This is a genomic window from Pedobacter sp. (genome assembly GCF_045627485.1).
Taxonomy (GTDB): Bacteria; Bacteroidota; Bacteroidia; order Sphingobacteriales; family Sphingobacteriaceae; genus Pedobacter.
In genome coordinates this window covers 1-21,641 of sequence record NZ_JAZQNU010000210.1, presented here as the reverse complement: position 1 = coordinate 21,641, position 21,641 = coordinate 1, and the positions used below count along the sequence as shown (strand labels likewise).

Here is a 21,641-nt window from a genome sequence, read left to right as displayed (position 1 = left end):
CTATAAGATAATTTACTCAAGTACGGAAAACGATGCCGCACGTACCAACGAACTCATTCAATTATTTAGATCCCGCCAGGTAGACGCCTACATTATTTCGCCTGTGCAAGGCACGGAAAAAATTATCCAGGAATTGTTGGGCGAAAATAAGCCAGTTGTATTATTCGACAGGTTTCTGCCCTCCATTTCGGCAAATTATGTTGGAGTTGATCACTTTAGGGCTTCCTACGAAGCTATTGATGGTTTTGTAGCCATGAATAAACGAAACATTTCTTTAGTTACTGTCGATCTGGATGTGGAACAAATAACTGACCGGCAAGCAGGTTACCAGCAGGCACTGGCAGATCACCATTTGGCCTATAACTCAAACCTGGTTCTTAAAGTGCCATTTAACCAGCCTAGAAATGAAACCATAGACCAGCTGATAGGACTATTCAAAGCCAATGAAACTATTGATGCTGTTTTATTTGCCACGAATTACCTGGCCATTAGCGGTCTTTCAGCATTAAGAAGTATGAATAAACTGGTTAATGAAAATTTTAACGTGATTGCCTATGATGACGGAGATGTTTTTAAATTACATAGTCCTCAAATCTCCGCCGTGGCGCAACCTCTGGAAGAAATTGCCGATAACATCATCAAATTAATATTTAAACAACTTGCTTCCACAAACGTGTTAGCGCCTGAACAAATAATTTTACCCGCCAAATTGATTATACGCTAATAGTTATTTGCGATGTATCTTTAAAATTACACGTAGAACTGATTATAGTGTTGTATATGGGGAATTATATTTATAATATTGAAACTAAATCGTTTTACTAACCAAATACATTTCAAATAGAGTATAATGAAAAGAAGAATATTTTTAAGAAATACCGGCCTGTTAGGTGCGGGTTTATTAGCTTCCGAATTGTCTTTTGCCGCTGCACCACAATTCCCAGTTGTTAGAGTTGCACCATCTAAACGCCATTTTAAGAGCAAATCTGTTGATGCAGCCATTAAGACCTTCCAATCGAAAGTTAAAAACCCTGAATTGCAGTGGTTATTTGAAAACTGCTTTCCTAACACTTTAGATACTACTGTTTATTATACTGAAAACGGTGGAAAACCGGATACCTATGTGATTACTGGCGATATTGATGCCATGTGGCTTCGTGATAGTTCTGCACAGGTTTGGCCATATCTTCAGTTTGTTAATGAAGATAAGCCCCTAAAGAACTTAATTGCGGGAGTTATCAATCATCAAACTAAATCTATCTTAAAGGATCCCTATGCTAATGCATTTTATAATGATCCTGCGAAAATAGGGGAGTGGCAAACCGACCACACCACCATGTCGCCGGGTATTCATGAACGTAAATGGGAAATTGATTCGTTATGTTATCCTATTCGACTGGCTTACCACTATTGGAAAAAAACAGGCGATACAAAGCCTTTTGATGCCAATTGGAAAAAAGCGATTACCAGCACGTTGCAAGTTTTCAAAGAGCAGCAACGCAAGGAGAATAGAGGTCCTTATCACTTTCAACGTCAAACTACGCAACCAACAGATTCACTTCCCATGGGAGGATATGGCTTTCCGGTTAATCCAGTAGGATTAATTTGTTCCGCCTTCCGTCCGAGTGATGACGCCACCATATTTCCTTTTCTAATTCCAGCGAATTTCTTCGCCGTTGTTTCATTACAACAGGCTGCGGAAATGATCAAAGCTTTACATCAGGAAGACAGTGCTTTAGTTAATGAGTTATTAGCGCTGGCTGACGAAGTAAGTGTAGCTATTCAAAAATACGGAACTGCAAATCACCCTAAATATGGTAAAATTTATGCCTTTGAAGTAGATGGATTTGGTAGTTCTTACCTGATGGATGATTCTAACGTGCCTAGTTTATTATCGCTTCCTTATCTAGGTGCAATTGCCGAAAACGACGAGGTTTATAAAAATACCAGGAAATTTGTATTGTCTACCGACAACCCATACTATTTTAAAGGTAGTGCTGCTGAAGGAATTGGCGGTCCACATGCTGGGCAAGACATGATCTGGCCAATGAGTTTAACCATTCGGGCATTGACCTCCAATGATAAAGAAGAGATTAAATGGTGTATACAAACACTTCAAAAAACACATGCCGGTACAGGCTTTATGCATGAATCGTTTCATAAAGACGATCCTGCCAGGTTTACAAGATCATGGTTTGCATGGTCAAATACCTTGTTTGGTGAATTGCTATGGAGAACTTACAATACCACACCTGAACTATTAAAAGCTTAAAAATAGAAATTTGATGAAAGATAGTGTATTAGGTATTGATATCGGCGGTTCGCATATGACGGCGGCTTTAGTAAACCTTGAAACCAGAAGCCTTTTACAGGGTACTTTGTGCCGTGAAGCAGTAAATTCAAACGATACAGCCGACAATATCTTAGCATGCTGGTGTAAAATAATCAACCAGGTGTTTGATGGCGCTAAAGTAACTGAAAAGCATATAGGAATAGCTATGCCCGGGCCTTTTGACTATCAAAACGGAATTTCCCTTATTCAGGATCAGGAGAAATTCAGGACGCTTTACCAGTTAAATTTAAAACAGGAACTGGCAGCCCGTTTACACATTCAGCCTTTTCAAATACGCTTTTTAAATGATGCAGCTGGGTTTTTGCAGGGTGAAGTGTTTGGTGGAGCCGCGCGAGGTGGGAAACAGGTAATTGGACTTACTTTAGGTACTGGATTAGGCTCTGCCTTTCTGGATAACGGAATTGCAGAAGATGCTGCCCTGTGGCAATCACCTTTTAAAGGTGGCATAGCCGAAGATTTTCTGTCTACCAGGTGGTTTATACATCGTTATTTTCAATGCACTGGAAAAGTAATTCAAGGCGTGAAAGTCTTAGCTGCATTAGGTGAGGAATGTACAGAGAAAAGCCTTATTTTTAATGAGTTTGGCGATACACTTGCTGAATTTCTTAGTCCCTTTATCATAGCACGGCAGGCAGATGTGGTGGTGCTTGGTGGTAACATTGCGAATGCACATCCATATTTTCTACCTTCATTAAAGGCTAAACTGCAAGAGAATAATATTGATATCGCCATCAAAATAGCAGAGCTCCAGGAGGTTGCATCTTTAATCGGGGCTGCCAGCTGTTGGGAATCTCTTCATCAATCTTAATTAAAAACTTTTAAAATACGTTATGCGTAAATATAAGCTATTGTCCTTTGCCGTTGCCGTATGCCTTTTTTCTACCATGCCGGTAAATGCGCAGAAGGTTATCAAAAAAAAAGGTTATTCCTTAACTTTTGAAAGTAATCATGCCTCCCTGGATCCTGCACTAAAAGAAAGAATGATTAATACTTTTTTTGTGGTTTATCCGAAATTGGCAAAAGAATACAATAAGAATACCTTAAAAGATGTGAAATTTTTTGTTGATACTACCTATAAAGGGGTGGCATTTGCTCATGACGGAAAGGTTACCTTTAGTTCCTCCTGGATGGATAAACATCCGGAAGATATCGATGTGGTGACACATGAGGTGATGCACATTGTTCAGAATTATGGCAATAGTGTAGGTCCTGGCTGGTTAACTGAAGGCATTGCTGATTATGTCCGTTATAAATACGGCGTAGACAACGCTGGCGCCAAATGGATGCTACCTGCCTTGAAACCAGATCATCATTATAAAAGCAGTTACCGCATAACCGCCAGGTTTTTTGACTGGATTGAAAACAATGTAAAATCTGGCACCATCAAAGCCATAGATCAGAGTTTGAGAGACCACAGCTATACACCAGAAATCTGGAAACAATTAACCAAAGATGATCTTGATGGTCTTTGGGCAGCATATTTAACACAACAATAACACCTTAACAAAGAAACCATGATAAAGAGAACTTTTTTTGCCTTACTGGTACTTGCTACCACGGGCGTCTCTGCTCAGAAATCGGGCAAAATAACAAGTCCGGTAGATTTTGTTAACCCTCTAATGGGTACACTATCTAAGCCATCACTATCTAACGGAAATACTTACCCCGCCATTGGCGTACCATGGGGAATGAACATGTGGACACCGCAAACCGGTAAAATGGGCGACGGTTGGGCTTATACTTACGATGCAGATAAAATCAGGGGTTTTAAACAAACCCACCAGCCATCACCATGGATGAATGATTATGGCCAGTTTGCCATCATGCCAGTTACTGGAAAAATGAAGTTCAACCAAGATGACCGCGCAAGCTGGTTTAGCCATAAAGCGGAGGTTTCTACTCCTTATTATTATAGCGTGTACCTCGCTGATGCTGATGTAACTACTGAAATTACACCAACTGCACGTGCGGCGCAATTCCGCTTTACCTTTCCAAAAACAGACAGCTCTTTTGTTGTTATAGATGCAATGGATAAAGGTTCCTATATTAAAATCTTTCCAAAGGAAAGAAAGATTATGGGTTACACCACTAAACATAATTTTGGTCCATTGCCTAAAAATTTCAAGAATTACTTTGTTATCTATTTTGATAAAGACTTCTCGGTTGCAAAAACATGGAGCGGTAATTCGTTAAAAGACGGATTAGAACTTCAAAGTGATCATACCGGTGCTATAATCGGGTTTAAAACCACTAAAGGTGAAAAGGTTGTTGCTAAAGTAGCATCCTCTTTTATTAGTTTTGAGCAAGCTGAAATCAATTTAAAACGCGAATTGGCCAGTGATGCTTTTGATGCCACTAAACAAAAAGCGAAAGATGAATGGAATGAAAAATTAGGTCGTATCAAGGTTGAAGGTGGTAGCATTGATCAAACCCGCACGTTCTATTCTTCACTTTACCGAACATTATTTTTTCCGCACAAGTTATACGAAATTAATGCAGACGATAAAATTGTGCATTGGAGTCCGTACAACGGAAAAATACTGCCAGGTTATATGTTTGCAGGTACAGGTTTCTGGGATACTTTTCGTGCGCTGTATCCTTTCTTAAACCTGATGTTCCCTTCTATAAATAAGGAAATGCAAGAAGGTTTAGTTAACGATTTCAAAGAAGGCGGCTGGTTACCTGAATGGAGCAGCCCTGGTTATGCCAACATCATGGTGGGTAACAACTCCGCATCTGTGGTGAGTGATGCTTATATTAAAGGGTTACGTGGGTATGAAATCAATACTTTATGGGATGCTGTGGTTCATGGTGCCAACAATGAAGGACCAATGGAAGCGGTTGGGCGTGATGGTGTGGAATACTACAACAGGTTAGGTTATGTTCCTTATGATGTTAAAGTAAGAGAAAACGCTGCTAAAACATTAGAGTATGCCTATGATGATTTTGCCATTTATCAATTGGGCCGTGCCCTTGGTAAACCAGAAAGTGAAATTGGGATCTATGCCAAACGCAGCATGAACTATAAAAATCTTTTTGATCCTTCATCAGGTTTAATGCGTGGTAAAAATCAGGATGGTACTTTCCAAACACCTTTTAGTCCCTTCAAATGGGGTGGTGCTTTTACAGAAGGTAACAGCTGGCACTACACCTGGTCGGTATTCCATGATATTGATGGTTTATCAAAGCTAATGGGTGGAAAAGCCAAGTTTGTAGAAAAACTGGACTCTGTATTTTCTATGCCACCTATATTTGACGAAAGTGCTTACGGTGGAGTGATCCATGAGATCAGGGAAATGCAAATTGCAAACATGGGCCAATATGCACATGGAAACCAGCCTATACAACACATGATTTATTTGTACAATTACGGTGGTGCACCATGGAAAACCCAATACTGGGTTAGAGAAACCATGAACAGAATGTACAGCGCTACACCTGACGGCTATTGCGGCGATGAAGATAATGGCCAGACATCTGCCTGGTATGTTTTCTCTGCAATGGGTTTCTATCCGGTAACACCTGCAGTAGATCAGTATGTATTAGGTGCTCCTTTATTTAAAAAGGTAACACTTAAGCTTGAGAATGGTAAAACTGTTGTGATTAATGCGGATAAGAATAGCGCAGAGAACAGGTACGTTGACTCCTTCAAGTTAAATGGTAAAAAATATGATAAAAACTGGATCAGCCATTCAGGCTTGCAAAAAGGTGCAGTTTTAAATTTCAATATGTCGGCTACCCCAAATAAACAACGAGGGACTTCAGAAGCTAGCTTTCCATACTCTTTCTCTACAGAGAAAAAATAAATATTTTAGTCAGCCTTACGCCAGTAAGGCTGACTATTTCCAAAGGCCGAGCAAACGTCGTAATACAATGATCTGTCCAATGTGGTAGGCGTTGTGATCGGCAATCAATAAGGCTTCTCTAAGCAAATTCTGTCCGGTACCATGTTTAATGGGCTGAAATAGTTCCGCATCCTGCGCATGCAAAACTTGTAAAAAACTTTCTCTATCTGCCTTAATCTGCCATAAGCTATTACTCCATTGGTCTTCATCCGGCCGCTCCGCTGCCGGCACCCAATAACCCGATGGCCATTCCGGCGATTTATGTAGGGGGTTTACGCAAAATTCAAGAATATCCCACTGCGCAATGCGAAGATGCTCCACCAATTGCCAGATATTATAGGGTAACCGTTCTGTGGTTAACACTGCCTGGTCATTTGTTATACCTGCCACTGCGTCTTCTAAAGAAGCATGTGCATTTCCATTTCTGATCAGGTTACTTAGTTCCTGGAGTAAGATAATTTTTGAATCTGCTGCATCCATAAAACAGATAACAGCGCAATAATTTTTATGTTTTAATTAACAATTTCAATTATCTTTCTCCTATCTGTTTTCTTCTATCTTAGGAATGCCATTGGCTTTGTTACAGATGAAAATTACAGTTAGCATAAGTACGACGTCACTGATTTAGAATTCAAAAACGCCCAAATTTTATAGTATTTAAAAGAAAAATCACCATGCTATCATTTACCTTACCCATAATATTCGCCCTGGTGGGCGCATGTGCCAGTAACGACAACCTGAAACCAATCATTATCCAGCAGGGTACCCATCCTGTTGCCGACATACAATGGACATTTGAAACTACACCAAGCTGGAGCGATGAATTTGATTACACTGGCTTACCGGCACCTTCTAAGTGGGATTACGACCTTGGCGGTAGCGGCTGGGGTAACAATGAAAAGCAAAACTATACCAATTCCATTAACAATGCCAGTGTGGCCGACGGTAAGTTAACCATCACGGCAAGGAAGGAAAACAGTAACGGCATGAATTACTCTTCCGCACGTTTGGTTACACGCAACAAACTCGATGTGTTGTACGGTAGGATGGAAATAAACGCCAAGTTGCCTACCGGTAAAGGCACCTGGCCGGCAATCTGGATGTTGCCCACGGATTTCGCTTACGGCGGATGGCCAAAATCTGGCGAGATTGACATCATGGAACATGTGGGTTATGACCAGAATACGGTTCATTTTACCACGCATACTGAATCCTATTATTTTAAAATCAATACACAGAAAACAGCCACCAAATTTATCCCAACAGCAAGTATGGAGTTCCATACTTACCGGGTAGACTGGACACCTTACGCCATCAGCGGTTATTTTGATGATGTTAAAGTGTTTGAATTCGCCAACGAAGGTAATACTTATAAAGAATGGCCTTTCGACAAACGTTTTCACCTCTTGTTAAACATTGCTGTAGGTGGCGACTGGGGCGGCGCAAAGGGCATCGATGACCAGATTTTCCCTCAAAGTATGGTTGTAGACTACGTGCGTTACTATAAAATGATTAAAAAGTAAAAGCAAAAGAAAAAAGTCTATAAATGGGAGATTATGCCTGATAACCTTTAGAAAAAGCATAAACTCCTAAAAAAGATAACCGATTTATTGCCGGTATCTTTTTATATCCCCAAATAATTGCCAAACTTGCCTATATTTTTAATTATGGATATTGGAATAATTGGGTTAGGCGATATGGGTAAGCTTTATGCGAAATGTTTTGCTAAAGCAGGCTACCCGGTCTTTGGTTCAGACCTGCCTCAATTCAAAGAACAACTAAAACAAGAGCTGGAACCTTTGGGTATCCACCTGCTTGAAGATGGAAAGGAAGTCTCCCGCCGTTGCGACATCATCTTTTATGCAGTAGAAGCCGAAAAAATCGACCAGGTGCTTAATCTGTATGGCCCTTCAACCAAGTATGGTGCCATTGTAGCTGGCCAAACTTCCATCAAACATCCCGAAATCGCCGCTTTCGAAAAGCATCTGGCCAAAGATGTGAACATCATCACCTGCCATTCGCTGCACGGACCTGCATTCGATCCTGAAGGACAGAAACTCATCGTCATCCCTCACCGTACCACCAAGGAGGCTTTTCAGAGGATGATGGACCTGCTTTCCGTTTTAAAGTCTGATATGGTGATCATGGACGATTACCATGAACATGATAAAATTGTAGCCGATACACAAGCTTCTACCCATGTGGGATTTGAAAGCATGGGTACCGCCTGGAAAGAAGCAGGCTTTTTTCCGTGGGAAGATGCAGCCTACCTCGGTGGGATCGATAATGTGAAGATCTTAACAACCCTTAGGATATTTAGTTACAAAGCGCATATTTATGGTGGCTTAGCTATCCTGAATCCATATGCACGCCAGCAGGTGAAAAGTTATGCACAATCTGAATCTGATTTATTTAAAATGATGATCAGGGAAGAGGCAGCAGAATTTAGAAACCGCTTATATAAAGCGCGGGATTTCATCTTTCATGAAGCACAAAAACCCTTATTGTTAGATGATGATGTGATGAAAGAATTTTCTCTTTCAGATCATGCCGCTACCAGAAAACCTAATTCTCACCTGAGCCTGCTGAGTATGGCCGACTCCTGGTACCGGCTTGGTGTAAATCCCTACGACAATTTAATCTGCCAGACACCACCTTTTAAACTCCGGCTGGGCATTGTAGAATACCTTTTTAGAAATGAAGAGTTATTGGAAGAATCCATAGAAACCGCCTTATATGATAAAAAAATAAGGGGCGACGATTTAGAGTTTCACTCTGCAGTGCGCGAATGGTCGTCTATAATCGGCTACGGCGATATGGAAGGATATAAACAACATTTTGAGCAAACTAAGCTCTTCTTCGGTGCTCGGCTTGAACATGGCCGCCAGCAAAGTACAGAAATGATCAGAAGGTTAAAAATGGATTAACCTGTTTTTTAATACAAATACACCCATCAACAAACATGAAAAAACTCTTTATCGGACTGTTCGGCTTTTTTGCTGTTTATGCTGCCCATGCTCAAAAACAACCCTATCAATATGTTAAACCAATTATTGGAACGGCAAAAATGGGGCATACCTTTCCGGGTGCCACAGTGCCCTTTGGTGCCGTTCAATTAAGTCCCGACACAGATACCTTATCTTACGAGGTAAACGGGAAATACAACAAAGACATGTACAAATATTGTGCAGGCTATCAATATACAGATAAAACCATAGTCGGCTTTAGCCATACTCACTTTAGTGGTACAGGACATTCTGATCTTGGTGATTTCCTCATCATGCCTACAACCGGTAAACTGCAGTTAAATCCAGGCACCGCTGATAAACCTGAGAATGGCTTCCGTTCAGCATTTTCGCATGATAATGAAGTGGTAGAAGCCAATTATTACAAAGTAAAACTCGACGACCATGATATTACAGCCGAATTAACCACAAGCCCTAGGGTAGGGTTTCACCAGTATACTTTCCCTAAATCAGACGAGTCACATATTATTCTCGACTTGATGAGCGGCATATACAATTACAAAGATAAAAACGTGTGGACCTTCGTTCGCGTGGTTAATGATTCCCTGATCACAGGTTATCGCCAGACTTCAGGATGGGCGCGTACTCGTACGGTTTATTTCGCTATGACTTTCTCGAAGCCTTTTAAAAGCTACGGACAGAAGAACTTCGATGATAAACAGGTGTACAATGGTTTCTGGCGCAAATTCGACCAAACTAAAAATTTCCCAGAGATGGCTGGAAAGAACATCAGAACCTATTTTGATTTCAACACTGAAGAAGGAGAGAAGGTGAAAATTAAGTTTGCACTTTCTTCAGTGAGTCAGAAAAATGCATTGGAAAACCTGCAGACGGAAATTCCTGGATGGGATTTTGAAAAAGTGAAAAAAGACGGACAGCAAGCATGGAACAAGGAGTTGAGTAAAATTGCTATTAACACCTTAAATGAAGATGATAAGGTGAATTTTTATACAGCCATGTACCACACTTTTATTAACCCTACCACCTATAATGATGTAAATGGCGAGTATAAAGGCTTGGATCAGGACACCCATAAAGCAGAGGGTTTCACTAATTATACAACCTTCTCCCTCTGGGATACTTACCGAGCTTTACATCCGTTGTTTAACATTATTCAGCCGAAACGTAATGGTGATATGGTGGCTTCCATGATGGCGCATTACAACCAGAGTACTTTAAAGATGTTGCCAATATGGTCGCACTATGCTAACGAAAACTGGTGCATGAGTGGTTACCACAGCGTTTCTGTAGTAGCCGATGCCATTATCAAAGGAACTTATACCGGTGATCCCGAAGCGGCGTTACAAGCTTGTATCAATACCGCCAACCACCGCAGTTATGAAGGAATTGGCGAATACATTGATAAGGGATATATACCTGCTACTTCCAACGGTACTTCGGTTTCCAATACACTGGAATATGCTTACGACGATTGGTGTATTGCACAACTGGCTAAAAAGCTGAATAAAACCGACATTTATGAGGAATTCATGAAACGCTCGGCAAACTGGAAAAATGTTTACGATGCCCAATCAAACTTTATGCGTCCACGCCTGGCAGACGGCAGTTTCAAGAAAGACTTTGATGTGTTAAGTACCCACGGACAAGGCTTTATTGAGGGTAACGCCTGGAACTATAGTCTTTATGTGCCCCATAATCCTGAGGAGATGATTGCCTTAAGAGGAGGAAAAGAACGTTTTGCTACACATTTAGATTCTTTGTTTACCATGCACTTGCCGGATGAGTTTTTTGCAGACACCGAAGACATTACCCGCGAAGGTATCATCGGCAACTATGTTCATGGTAACGAACCTGCGCACCATGCCGCCTATTTGTATAATTACACCAATACCCCATGGAAAACACAGGAACGCGTGCGCATGATCCTGAAGAAAATGTACCTTCCAACGGCCGATGGCCTTGGCGGAAATGACGACTGCGGACAAATGAGTGCCTGGTATATTTTCAGCACCCTGGGTTTTTATCCGATGGCTCCTGGTTCCATGAACTACGAATTAGGTAGTCCGGCAATTGTAAATGCGACGCTGAACCTGGAGAATGGTAAAACCTTTAAAGTGACCACAAAAAATCAAAGTAATAAAAACGTCTATGTGGATAAAGTGTTAATAAACGGTAAAGTGCTTGACCGTAAATACATTACCCACGATGAAATTACCTCAGGTGGCGAAATTCAGTTCTTTATGGCTGCAAAACCACGTAAAAAATAAGCCCGATGGATATCCGGTAAAGCTTATATATTTGCCTGCTAATTTTAACTGTTAGCAGATGAAGAAATTTGCCTTCACCGGCATAGCGTTGTTGAGCCTTATGGCAAGCTTGCAGGCTCAACAACCTTCCAAAAGGGACACCATTAACAGACTTGATGAAGTCATGGTTAAAGAAAATAGGCTTCAATTGCCTTTTTCGCAACAAAACCGCAACATTTGGATCCTCGATCAAGAGAAAATCAAAAATTTGCCCATTCGTTCCGTTGCTGAGCTTTTAAGTTTTGTAACCGGCGTAGATGTTCGTCAGCGTGGCCCGGGGGGCGCACAAGCTGATATCAGCCTTGATGGCGGTACATTCGACCAGTCGCTCGTTTTGATTAATGGCGTCAAAGTATCCGATCCTCAGACGGGGCACAACATGATGAACCTGCCCATCACCCTAAACGATATTGCCCATATTGAAATAATCAGAGGCTCAGCATCCCGCATTTATGGCATAAATGCCCTTACCGGTGCCATTAACATTGTTACCCGCAGCGTTGAAAAGACCTCCCTTTCTGCCAATGTTTTTGCAGGCAGTAGTTTCAAAAAAGACGAAGTATCTGGTGACACCTACGCCAATTATGGCCTACAGGTAAATGGAACCCACAAAGGAGAGAAAGCAAGTCACAGTTTATCCCTGGCGCAGGAAGCAGGAAATGGTTACCGCTATAATACCGCTTTCAACAACCAGAAGGTATTTTACCAGGGTAAGGTGGAATTAGGTGCAGCCGACGGCTTGGATATTATGGCGGGTTATATCCATAATAACTTTGGTGCGAATGGATTTTACTCTTCGCCAGGCGATAAAGAGTCGGAAGAAACGGTAAAAACATTATTGGCCTCTGTAGCTTATACCCGTAAAATTAATGCAGCCTGGACCCTCACGCCCAGGATTAGCTACCGAAATAATGTAGACGATTACCTTTACATTAAACAAAACCCAGATCAATTTCATAACAACCACCACACCCATGTATGGGATGCGGAACTGAACAATACCATTCAAACAAAAATTGGAACCTTTGGTGTCGGACTGGAAACCCGCCGGGAATCGATTAACAGCACGAACCTGGGAAAACGTGACCGCACTAACACTGGCCTGTTTGGCGAATTTAAGTTCGAGCCCATTGATCGTTTGCTGATCAATATGGGGGCTTATGCCAATTATAACTCTGATTATGGCTGGCAGGCTTTCCCTGGCATCGATGCAGGGTATAACTTTTATGGCAACTGGCGTGTATTTGCCAACGTAGGTACCGGACAACGCCTGCCAACATATACCGATCTTTACTATAAAGGGCCTACCAATATCGGTAACGATTTGCTGCAGCCTGAAAAGTCGGTTTATGCAGAAGGTGGACTGAAGTATAACAGCGACCGGCTGGTGATGAATGCCAGTTACTTTGTTCGCCGGATCGACAATTTTATTGATTGGGTTAAAGCCCAGCAAACGGACCCCTGGAAGCCTGAAAACTTTAGCGAGGTAAATACTAAAGGATTAACTTTAAGTGCCGATTACAGCCTTAAACAGCAAAATGCTTCGGCTGTGCTTTCTCAATTGAGGGTAGGTGCCGCCTATACGTACCTTGATCCAAGTTTCAAAACAACGCTGGCAGCTGCTGCCTTTTCGCGCTACGCGCTTGAAAGTTTGAGAAATCAATTAAGTGGAACGGTGCATGCTGATGTTTATCATACATTCGGTATTACACTAACCGCCCGTTACAATGAAAGGATAAACTATAAATCGTATACGGTTCTGGATGCCCGTTTGGCCTATAAACAAGCTAAATACAGCATTTATGCCGATGGTGCCAACCTGCTAAACGTACAATATATAGAAGCCGGTGCAGTACCAATGCCCGGCTCCTGGTTTACGTTAGGTGTTAAAGTGGGCCTGTAAGATCCTACATAATCTGAAGCTGCAGCCCGGCGTAGAAATTGCGTCCGGGTGCAGCATTAAAATAGCGGTTACCTGCTGCATTCAGGTCGTTACCTAAACTATAGGCCTGGTCCAGCAGGTTATCTGCCCCAACATAAAACGTCAGGGGACTGTTGCCTACCTTCAAATTTTTCCAGGTTACTTTTACCTGCAATAATTGATACTTATCGGCATAAACCGTGTTGGCATCGTTTAAGGGAATTGCCGCGGTATAATTATGCTGTACATATAGCGACCAGCCTTTTCTTAAATACAGGTCTGCACTGCTCACTACGGTGTTTTTTGGAACCCCTGTAAGCTCATTACCGCTATAATCGTTCGTGCCATCCAGATAATTACTGAAATTGAATTTACTCCAGGTATAGGCATTCCTTAATTGCAGTCCGCCAACAAATTGTGTGGTATTTTGTGGGATAAGCCAGGCAGAAATAGCGGTTTCCAGGCCCCATTGTTTTGTTCCGCCGGCGTTAATAAAAAACTCAGCGTCACCTTCATTCAGGCGCCTTACAATTGCGTTATTCAGTTTGTAGTAAAAGCCTGTAACATCCACAAAGAATCTTCGGTTGGCGCTTTGGTATTTAAAACCTGTTTCTGTGTTCCAGCCGTATTCCGGTTGCAGGTCTACGTTTATTACCTGATCCGAAGCCCTGATTTCAGAGATGGTAGGTGGCGAATAACCTTTGCTGATGGAGGCATGAAGTGAAAATTCATTGCTGGCTAGGTAAGACAAGGCTACCCGGGGCATAAACTGAACATCAAACTTATTAGTTTGCCGCCCTATGGCTACCGGTGCCATACTTTCGTAACGGTATTTATAAAGGTTGGCACTGGCCGAAAGTTCAAGCAACCATTTATCTAGAAAATCGATGTTCAAATGTGCAAAGGCGAAATTGGAACTTGCTTTAAGTTCATCTTCTGATTGCACTTCACCACGCTGCCCCTGGTTGTTGTCGTAATTGCTGATGTCGGAATTTGTTTGTGTGCTCTCCAAACCAATGTTAAAGGTCCAATTGAGGTCTTTACGCAACCGTTGGTATTCCAGGTAGGTACGCAAACCAGTGGTCAATTCGTTTCGGTGTTCGTAGTTGGTAATAAAAGGGTTTTTAAAATCTGTATAGGAGGTGTATAACGCTGCCACGTGTTTCAGCGAGGGACTGATCTTCCATTCATTAGATAATCCCCCGTAAACGGTCTTGCTATATATAGCAGCCTTTTGTTCTATGGCGCTTTTAGTAAAAGCAGTGGCCTGACGTGATAAACGTGGATTTTCTGCAAACTGTGCTGCAGTTAATCCACCCGGGGTATTGTAGTGCAGATCTGAATAAAACAATAAAGCTTTCAAATTTGCTGAAGCACTATAATCATACTTTTGAAACAGCTGAATGTATTTCCTATCCATTGCACTGTGATCGCGGTAGCCATCACTGCGCTGGTACGACTGGCTCAGTAAAAACTGGTATTTATCCCACTTTTTTCCCAACTGGATATTTTCCTGGAACAATCCGTACGATCCGCCAAGCGCTTTGAAGTTAAGTGTGGTACTGTCGGCAGCTTCCTCCAGCGGGTTGATAAGTACTACACCTCCAGAATTGGCACCGTAAATACTGCTTTGGGGGCCTTTGAGTATTTGTATCTGGCGCACACTGTTAATATCAAGTGCGTTGAAGTAGCTGTTTCCACCAGCATCAGTTAGTGGAAACTCGTCTAAATATACTTTGATGTTCCGTATTCCAAAAGGAGAACGCAACAAACTGCCACGGATCGAGAGGCGGTAACTGCCTGGTGAGCGTTCTTCCATGCGCACACCAGCAATGGTATTGATGGCGGGTACAAAACTTATACCCGCCTGGTTTTCCAAAACTGTTGAATCTATTAATCCATAGGCAGTGGTACTGCGCATGATGGATTGTGTTGAAAAATAAGGCCTGATGACGACCTCTTTTAACCTATTGGCTGTGTCAGGAGACTTTTCCCGGCGAGCCGGGTTTTCCTGCGCTATGCTGCCTAAAAATAGTAATGTGAAGGCGGGGAGGAGGAATCTTTTCATTGGTTAATTTGTGGCAACCCTCCATACCGTATTACTTACATCATCTGCGACTAACAGGGCGCCATCTTTAGTGACCGCAATGCCTACCGGGCGTCCATAAACCTCAGCTTTATCCAGGTCGGCAATAAAGCCAGTAAGGAAATCTTCCAATGGCCCAGTTGGCTTACCATCTTTAAAAGGCACAAATGCTACTTTATAACCTGATAACACGGAGCGGTTCCATGAACCATGTTGGCCAATAAAGGCTCCATCGTTGTATTTGGCAGGAAACTTTTTACCGTCGTAAAATGCCAACCCTAAAGACGCGGTGTGTGAACCGACAGCAACATCAGGTTTGATGGTTTTTTTAACAAGGTCCGCACGTTGGCCTTTTAAGCGGGGATCTTCATTTGCGCCAAAATAAGCATATGGCCAGCCATAGAAGGCACCTTTTTGTACACTGGTAATATAATCAGGTACCAGGTCGTCACCTAGTCCGTCACGTTCGTTCACGGCTGTCCATAATACAGTAGTACCCGGTGCCCAGTCCATACCCACCGGATTCCTTAAGCCACTGGCATAAATATTAAAGCCTGTTCCATCCGGATTTATCTCTAAGACATTGGCGCGGTTCTTTTCATGTTCCATGCCATTTTCACCCACATTACTACCTGAACCAACAGTGATGTAAATTTTACTGTTATCGGCGTTGGCAATCAAATTACGCGTCCAGTGGTTATTGTAACCGCCGGCAGGTAAGTCCATAATTTTAGTGCCTTTTTCGCTGATTGAAATGTCACCTTGTTTGTAAGGATACTTCCACAAACCATCGGTATTGGCCACATAAAAGGCGTCGTCAATAACTAATACCCCATAAGGTTGGTTTAAGCCTGTTAAAAACTCAGATTGTATGTCTGGTTTACCATCATTATTGGTGTCCCTAAATAAAACAACCGTATTGGCACTTTTGCCACCTTGTTCTGATTTTGCTTTACCAGTAACCACAGCCTCTACTTTGTCTTTGGCAGATCGTTCAGTATTAGCCAAAACCACGAAAATATCGCCGTTAGGTGCCACATAGATGTTTCGCGGACTTTTAATGTCGCTGGCAAACTTCGTTACTGTAAAACCCTTAGGCGCTACCGGGGTCTTTCCCTCAGGCCAGCCTATAACCTTGCTAAACTTGTTTTTTGAAGCATCAGGGTTAGGCTCCGGAAGAATAAGTTCCTGATTATAGGCGGTGGTAATGGTATCTGTCTGAGCGGTTTGTTTATCGTTTTCCTGGCAGGCCAGGGTGAAGGGTAAAACCGCCATTATTAGGGATATGTTTCTCATATTATTTTTCTAAGGTAAGTCAATTAGAAATAGCTATTCCCCTTCTAACAGGAAATGGCGCAGGAAGTTTGTAACAATTTATATGGAGGTTTTAATTTCTTAAATGTTTGTCTAATGTGATATAACGAATATAATTTTCGCAATTTAAATGGGTTTGTAGTATTCTGCTAAAAAGTATTGTTTTTGCTCCATTACTAGGTTTGTTCGAAAGCGAAATGAATCCGGGATGAATCCTTGTTTTTCCGGGAAAACAATGATTCATGTAGAATTTCTTTAAACAAAAAAGGCTGCGTACTTTCGCACGCAGCCTTTTAAATATTGGGATTAAACTTAAGCTAATTTAGCTTGTAAGTTTTCATCGATTGCAGCTAAGAACTCCTCGGTATATAAGTAATCCTTGCCGTGTTCCACTTTGTTTCCATGGATACAAACCGCTAAATCTTTCGTCATTTTACCACTTTCCACAGTTTCAATACAAACTGCTTCTAAAGCGTGACAGAAATCAATTAATGGTTGGTTGTTATCTAATTTACCACGGAACTCTAAACCTCTTGTCCATGCAAAAATCGATGCAATAGGGTTAGTTGAAGTTGGTTTTCCAGCCTGGTGATCACGGTAGTGACGAGTAACTGTACCATGCGCCGCTTCTGCTTCCATTGTTTTACCATCTGGAGTAATCAATACAGAAGTCATTAAACCTAACGAACCAAAGCCTTGCGCAACAGTATCCGATTGAACGTCACCGTCGTAGTTTTTACAAGCCCAAACAAAGTTACCATTCCATTTTAATGCAGAAGCAACCATGTCATCGATTAAACGGTGCTCATAAGTAATTCCAGCTTCGTCAAATTTAGCTTTGTAGTCGCTTTGGTAGATCTCTTCGAAGATATCTTTGAAACGGCCATCATATTTTTTAAGGATGGTATTTTTTGTTGATAAGTATAAGGGCCATTTTTTGCTCAAAGCCTGGTTGAAACATGCATGTGCAAAACCGATGATACTTTCGTCTGTATTGTACATTGCTAAAGCAACACCGTCACCTTTGAAGTTATATACATCAAACGACTGAACTTCGCCACCGTCTTCCGGAGTGAAGGTTAAGGTTAATTTACCTTTTCCTTTAGTTACTAAATCTGTAGCACGGTATTGGTCACCAAAAGCATGACGGCCAATGCAGATAGGGGCAGTCCAGTTTGGAACTAAACGTGGTACATTGCTCATCACAATTGGCTCACGAAAAACAGTACCATCTAAAATATTACGGATGGTTCCGTTTGGTGATCTCCACATTTGTTTTAAATTAAATTCCTTAACACGTTGCTCATCAGGTGTGATGGTTGCGCATTTGATACCTACACCATATTTCTTTATGGCTTCAGCTGCGTCTATTGTTACCTGGTCATTAGTCTCATCACGGTATTCAACACCTAAATCATAATATTTAATATCAAGATCTAAATAAGGAAGAATCAATTTGTCTTTGATAAACTTCCAGATGATACGTGTCATTTCGTCACCATCTAACTCTACAACGGGCTGGGTTACTTTAATTTTCTGTACAGACATATTATCAATGTAATTTTAATTAACTAAATACGAGAGGCAAAGATAGAAATTCTGAAACAATTAAAGATTGTATGGCGTTTATAAACAATAAAGAATACAGTTATGAACACACCAGACCGCAACAACGCTGATCAAAAAAGAGCCAATGACAAATTACACGGCGAGAATTTGGGCGAAACACAAGAAGTGAGAGACCTGGCTTATGATAAAGAAAAAAATAGCTTTGAAATCGATGTGAAAAGCACAGATAAGGATTATGATCATCCGCTTCCTTACGACACTACCGCGGCTAATGGCGGCGATGACAATTCGGATTATGATGAAGCCAATCCATTTATCGGTGATGAATATGCCCGCAAGGATGAAGTTGTTGAGAATGACCTGGAGACCCTGGGCATGCATATTGACGACGGAGAAATTGTGGAGTTAAACCCAGAAGATGAGTACCTGGCTAAAACGCCTGAAGACGAGCGTACAGACCTTGATGAAGAGGGTTATCCAATTAATGATGCCCCGCCAATGCCTTAAACCTGCTAGTAGTAGTTTATACTTAAGAATTAACGTCAAGGTTGAACTGCTTGCGCATTTCTTCCAGCTGCGGATTTTTCTGTACCATATACTGGTATTTCTCAATACTTGTATATAGCCTGTTTTTTAACTCTAGTTCCACTTTTTTAGTCACAATACGGAGGTTAAAATTCTTTAACCTCGGTCGCAGATAATTCAGGAAGTAAACCAGCTCATCTTGCAGGATGCTTTCCTGAATTTTGTTTTCTATGATTACGGTAATCACATCGTTTTCTAAAATCGGCTCATTACTGGTTAACAAGGTATAGACGTTAATCTTGCCTTCATCTTTTGCCTTATTGGCATAGCGTTCCCAAAGCACTTTCAGTTGCTCAAATGTAAAAGCCTCCTTGTCATTACCATCAATATACTTAGGCTCCTTGTCGTCAATGCCTTCCGCCATATTTTGCAAGGCGTTTAAGGAAGGGATTAAGGTACCCATGGTATTGCTTGACTGCTGTTGCGGTTTAAGCATAATACTGTCGGCCACTCGTTTTTTCTCTTGTGGCTGAGCCGGACTTTCGGGGACTGCTGGGATAACGGGAGCTGCTGGAACTGGTGCAGGTTGTTGTGTGGCTGCTACAGGTTGTTGAGGTACAGCAGGCGTGTTTATTGCAGGTGCTGCAGTTGCAGAGTGCTTTACAGGTGCTGCCTGAGCTGGTTTTGGTGCCACCGATGGTGACTGAGGGTCTAAATCAGACTTTTTTTTTTGTTGTCCGTTATTTCCGGCGCCGTTTTGCGTTGCGGGAATTTGAGCCAATTGTATAACCGATGGGATATGACACATTTTAATTAGCGCCAATTCCACCTGCAAACGTTGGTTTTTACTGTTCTTATAAATGAGGTCGCATTGGTTAGCGAGGTTCAAAGCCGTTAATATAAAGGAAGCTGATATTTGCTGACTTTGGCTCAGGTATTTTTGTTTAATGTTTTCACTTACTTCAAGCAGTTTTATCGTCTGTGGATCTTTACCCACCAAAAGGTTGCGCATGTGACTGGCCAAACCGTTAATAAAGTTATTGCCATCGAAACCATTGTTCAGGATCTCATCAAACAGGATGAGCGCCTGGCTAACATTGGCTGTAGTGAGGTATTCGGTAAGTTTGAAATAGTAATCGTAATCCAGGATATTAAGGTTATCGATTACAGCTTTATATGTTAAGTTCTTATTGGTGTAACTAACAATCTGGTCAAACATCGACAGCGCATCGCGTAAACCGCCATCTGCTTTTTGAGCAATGATGTGCAGACCGTCTGCTTCCACGGCCACATGCTCGCGCATGGCAATGGTATTCAGGTGCGAAGCAATATCTTCTACCTGTATTCTGTTGAAATCAAAAATCTGACAACGTGATAAGATGGTTGGCAGAATTTTATGTTTTTCTGTAGTGGCTAATATAAATATGGCGTAGGAGGGTGGTTCTTCCAGCGTTTTCAAAAAGGCATTGAAGGCATTTGCCGACAACATATGTACCTCATCGATGATGTAGATTTTGTATTTTCCGGCTTGCGGAGGGATACGTACCTGCTCAATTAAACTCCTGATGTCATCAACCGAGTTGTTCGACGCCGCATCTAACTCATGGAAGTTAAAGGAATGTCCGGTTTGAAAGGAAACACAGGATTCGCAGGCACCACAGGCTTCCTGGTTAGGTGTTAAATTAGTGCAGTTAATAGTTTTGGCGAGAATACGGGCACAGGTAGTTTTACCTACACCACGAGGGCCGCAAAACAAAAATGCTTGTGCTAGCTGGTTGTTTTTGATCGCATTTTTTAAGGTTCCGGTAATGTGATTTTGCCCAACAACGGTTTCAAACGTAGAAGGACGGTATTTTCTGGCCGATACTATAAAATTCTCCATGCGACAACGAAATTAGAAAATATTACGCAGTGGGAGGCGTTTTTTTAGAAAATAAAAGCGTAACTAATTAATAATTTGATTTTTGGAAATATATACGTAAGTTTGCAGCCCCATATTAATGATGGGAATTGATTAAATATTTAAATAAATAACAATGAATCAGTACGAAACTGTTATCGTTCTAACCCCGTTGTTATCAGAAGAAGTTGCAAAAGAGGCAATTGCCAAATTTAGCAAAATCATCACTGATAGCGGAGCCGAAATTGTTCAAGAGGACAATTGGGGTTTGAGAAAATTAGCGTATCCGATTGAAAAAAACTCTTTTGCGTACGCTGTAGAGGATGCCACGACCATGAAAGGTACTACACGAATTCGTCTGGACTTATTTTTTCCCGTGAAAGGTACTTTCGGAAATTCTGAAGGCCTTTCAGACCCCTTAATAGCCAGAATTTAGGGTTTCTCGGCCTTGTCGCACTAAAACACAACAAATATATCAATAAATTATCATTATTTTGAGGATTTATTTGTAACCGCCATTACTTTTCCTTATCTTTGCGGCCGCTTTTAGAGAAACACATACGACTTACCATGTCATCCTGAGTGAAACGATGGATCTCACTCGCAGCAGCGATTCGAGATGATCTCTTTATACGCAGTATCTCATCTTATGAAATGCAAACCCTGAAAGCCTAACTTAACTTTATTCATTTATTTTATTTTTTACATGCAAGAACCCCCAACCCAGAGTGTGCCAGCTGCAGAGGTAGCTGGTAAGACCCTTGTCGAGGAATTCATGGCCATGAGCTATGATTTCCGACGCAATGTACTTTCCGACAAGTACGAAGTAAGAGAA

Annotated in this window: 16 protein-coding genes; 11 read left to right on the top strand and 5 right to left on the bottom strand. The window is 41.6% G+C overall.

Annotated elements, in window-relative coordinates:
• The 5 genes from ACR2F3_RS16490 to ACR2F3_RS16470 all read left to right on the top strand — a co-directional run.
• Positions 1 to 724, top strand: a 724-nt coding sequence (locus ACR2F3_RS16490; RefSeq protein ID WP_432711084.1) for a substrate-binding domain-containing protein, incomplete at its 5' end; no start/stop codon positions are given.
• A 126-nt stretch (positions 725 to 850) separates the two neighbouring features.
• Positions 851 to 2,272: a glycoside hydrolase family 125 protein gene (locus ACR2F3_RS16485; protein WP_432711083.1), complete on the top strand. Its 1,422-nt coding sequence runs from the start codon at positions 851 to 853 to the stop codon at positions 2,270 to 2,272.
• Positions 2,273 to 2,285: 13 nt separating this feature from the next.
• On the top strand, positions 2,286 to 3,161 hold the full coding sequence (locus ACR2F3_RS16480; RefSeq protein WP_432711082.1) for an ROK family protein: 876 nt from the start codon (positions 2,286 to 2,288) through the stop codon (positions 3,159 to 3,161).
• Positions 3,162 to 3,183: 22 nt separating this feature from the next.
• On the top strand, positions 3,184 to 3,849 hold the full coding sequence (locus ACR2F3_RS16475; RefSeq protein ID WP_432711081.1) for a basic secretory protein-like protein: 666 nt from the start codon (positions 3,184 to 3,186) through the stop codon (positions 3,847 to 3,849).
• 18 nt (positions 3,850 to 3,867) lie between these two features.
• Positions 3,868 to 6,159, top strand: a complete 2,292-nt coding sequence (locus tag ACR2F3_RS16470) for a GH92 family glycosyl hydrolase (RefSeq protein ID WP_432711080.1) — start codon at positions 3,868 to 3,870, stop codon at positions 6,157 to 6,159.
• A gap of 33 nt (positions 6,160 to 6,192) precedes the next feature.
• On the opposite strand, the gene ACR2F3_RS16465 is transcribed toward ACR2F3_RS16470, so the two are convergent.
• Positions 6,193 to 6,678 carry a DinB family protein gene (locus tag ACR2F3_RS16465; RefSeq protein ID WP_432711079.1) on the bottom strand — a complete coding sequence of 162 codons (486 nt, stop codon included), beginning with the start codon at positions 6,676 to 6,678 and terminating at the stop codon, positions 6,193 to 6,195.
• Positions 6,679 to 6,872: 194 nt separating this feature from the next.
• Here ACR2F3_RS16465 and ACR2F3_RS16460 point away from each other — a divergent pair, with 194 nt between their 5' ends.
• From ACR2F3_RS16460 to ACR2F3_RS16445, 4 genes are all read left to right on the top strand, one after another.
• Positions 6,873 to 7,721: a glycoside hydrolase family 16 protein gene (locus tag ACR2F3_RS16460; protein ID WP_432711078.1), complete on the top strand. Its 849-nt coding sequence runs from the start codon at positions 6,873 to 6,875 to the stop codon at positions 7,719 to 7,721.
• A gap of 144 nt (positions 7,722 to 7,865) precedes the next feature.
• Positions 7,866 to 9,125 (top strand): NAD(P)-binding domain-containing protein, encoded by a 1,260-nt coding sequence (locus ACR2F3_RS16455; RefSeq protein ID WP_432711077.1) that lies wholly within the window; start codon positions 7,866 to 7,868, stop codon positions 9,123 to 9,125.
• Positions 9,126 to 9,160: 35 nt separating this feature from the next.
• Positions 9,161 to 11,452 carry a GH92 family glycosyl hydrolase gene (locus ACR2F3_RS16450; protein WP_432711076.1) on the top strand — a complete coding sequence of 764 codons (2,292 nt, stop codon included), beginning with the start codon at positions 9,161 to 9,163 and terminating at the stop codon, positions 11,450 to 11,452.
• Positions 11,453 to 11,510: 58 nt separating this feature from the next.
• Positions 11,511 to 13,394 (top strand): TonB-dependent receptor plug domain-containing protein, encoded by a 1,884-nt coding sequence (locus tag ACR2F3_RS16445; protein ID WP_432711075.1) that lies wholly within the window; start codon positions 11,511 to 11,513, stop codon positions 13,392 to 13,394.
• Positions 13,395 to 13,398: 4 nt separating this feature from the next.
• Here ACR2F3_RS16445 and ACR2F3_RS16440 read toward each other — a convergent pair whose 3' ends face one another.
• The 3 genes from ACR2F3_RS16440 to ACR2F3_RS16430 all read right to left on the bottom strand — a co-directional run bounded on the left by ACR2F3_RS16440 (position 13,399) and on the right by ACR2F3_RS16430 (position 18,360).
• On the bottom strand, positions 13,399 to 15,480 hold the full coding sequence (locus tag ACR2F3_RS16440) for a TonB-dependent receptor (RefSeq protein ID WP_432711074.1): 2,082 nt from the start codon (positions 15,478 to 15,480) through the stop codon (positions 13,399 to 13,401).
• Positions 15,481 to 15,483: 3 nt separating this feature from the next.
• Positions 15,484 to 16,794 carry a PQQ-dependent sugar dehydrogenase gene (locus ACR2F3_RS16435; RefSeq protein WP_432711073.1) on the bottom strand — a complete coding sequence of 437 codons (1,311 nt, stop codon included), beginning with the start codon at positions 16,792 to 16,794 and terminating at the stop codon, positions 15,484 to 15,486.
• 330 nt (positions 16,795 to 17,124) lie between these two features.
• Complete coding sequence (locus ACR2F3_RS16430) at positions 17,125 to 18,360, bottom strand: isocitrate dehydrogenase (NADP(+)) (protein WP_432711072.1); 1,236 nt, start codon at positions 18,358 to 18,360, stop codon at positions 17,125 to 17,127.
• Between the two features lie 102 nt (positions 18,361 to 18,462).
• On the opposite strand from ACR2F3_RS16430, the gene ACR2F3_RS16425 reads away from it, so the two are divergent.
• On the top strand, positions 18,463 to 18,888 hold the full coding sequence (locus tag ACR2F3_RS16425) for a hypothetical protein (RefSeq protein WP_432711071.1): 426 nt from the start codon (positions 18,463 to 18,465) through the stop codon (positions 18,886 to 18,888).
• 22 nt (positions 18,889 to 18,910) lie between these two features.
• On the opposite strand, the gene ACR2F3_RS16420 is transcribed toward ACR2F3_RS16425, so the two are convergent.
• On the bottom strand, positions 18,911 to 20,788 hold the full coding sequence (locus ACR2F3_RS16420) for a DNA polymerase III subunit gamma/tau (protein WP_432711070.1): 1,878 nt from the start codon (positions 20,786 to 20,788) through the stop codon (positions 18,911 to 18,913).
• A 154-nt stretch (positions 20,789 to 20,942) separates the two neighbouring features.
• On the opposite strand from ACR2F3_RS16420, the gene rpsF reads away from it, so the two are divergent.
• Positions 20,943 to 21,242, top strand: a complete 300-nt coding sequence (gene rpsF, locus ACR2F3_RS16415) for a 30S ribosomal protein S6 (RefSeq protein WP_432711069.1) — start codon at positions 20,943 to 20,945, stop codon at positions 21,240 to 21,242.
• The last annotated feature ends 399 nt before the right edge of the window (positions 21,243 to 21,641 follow it).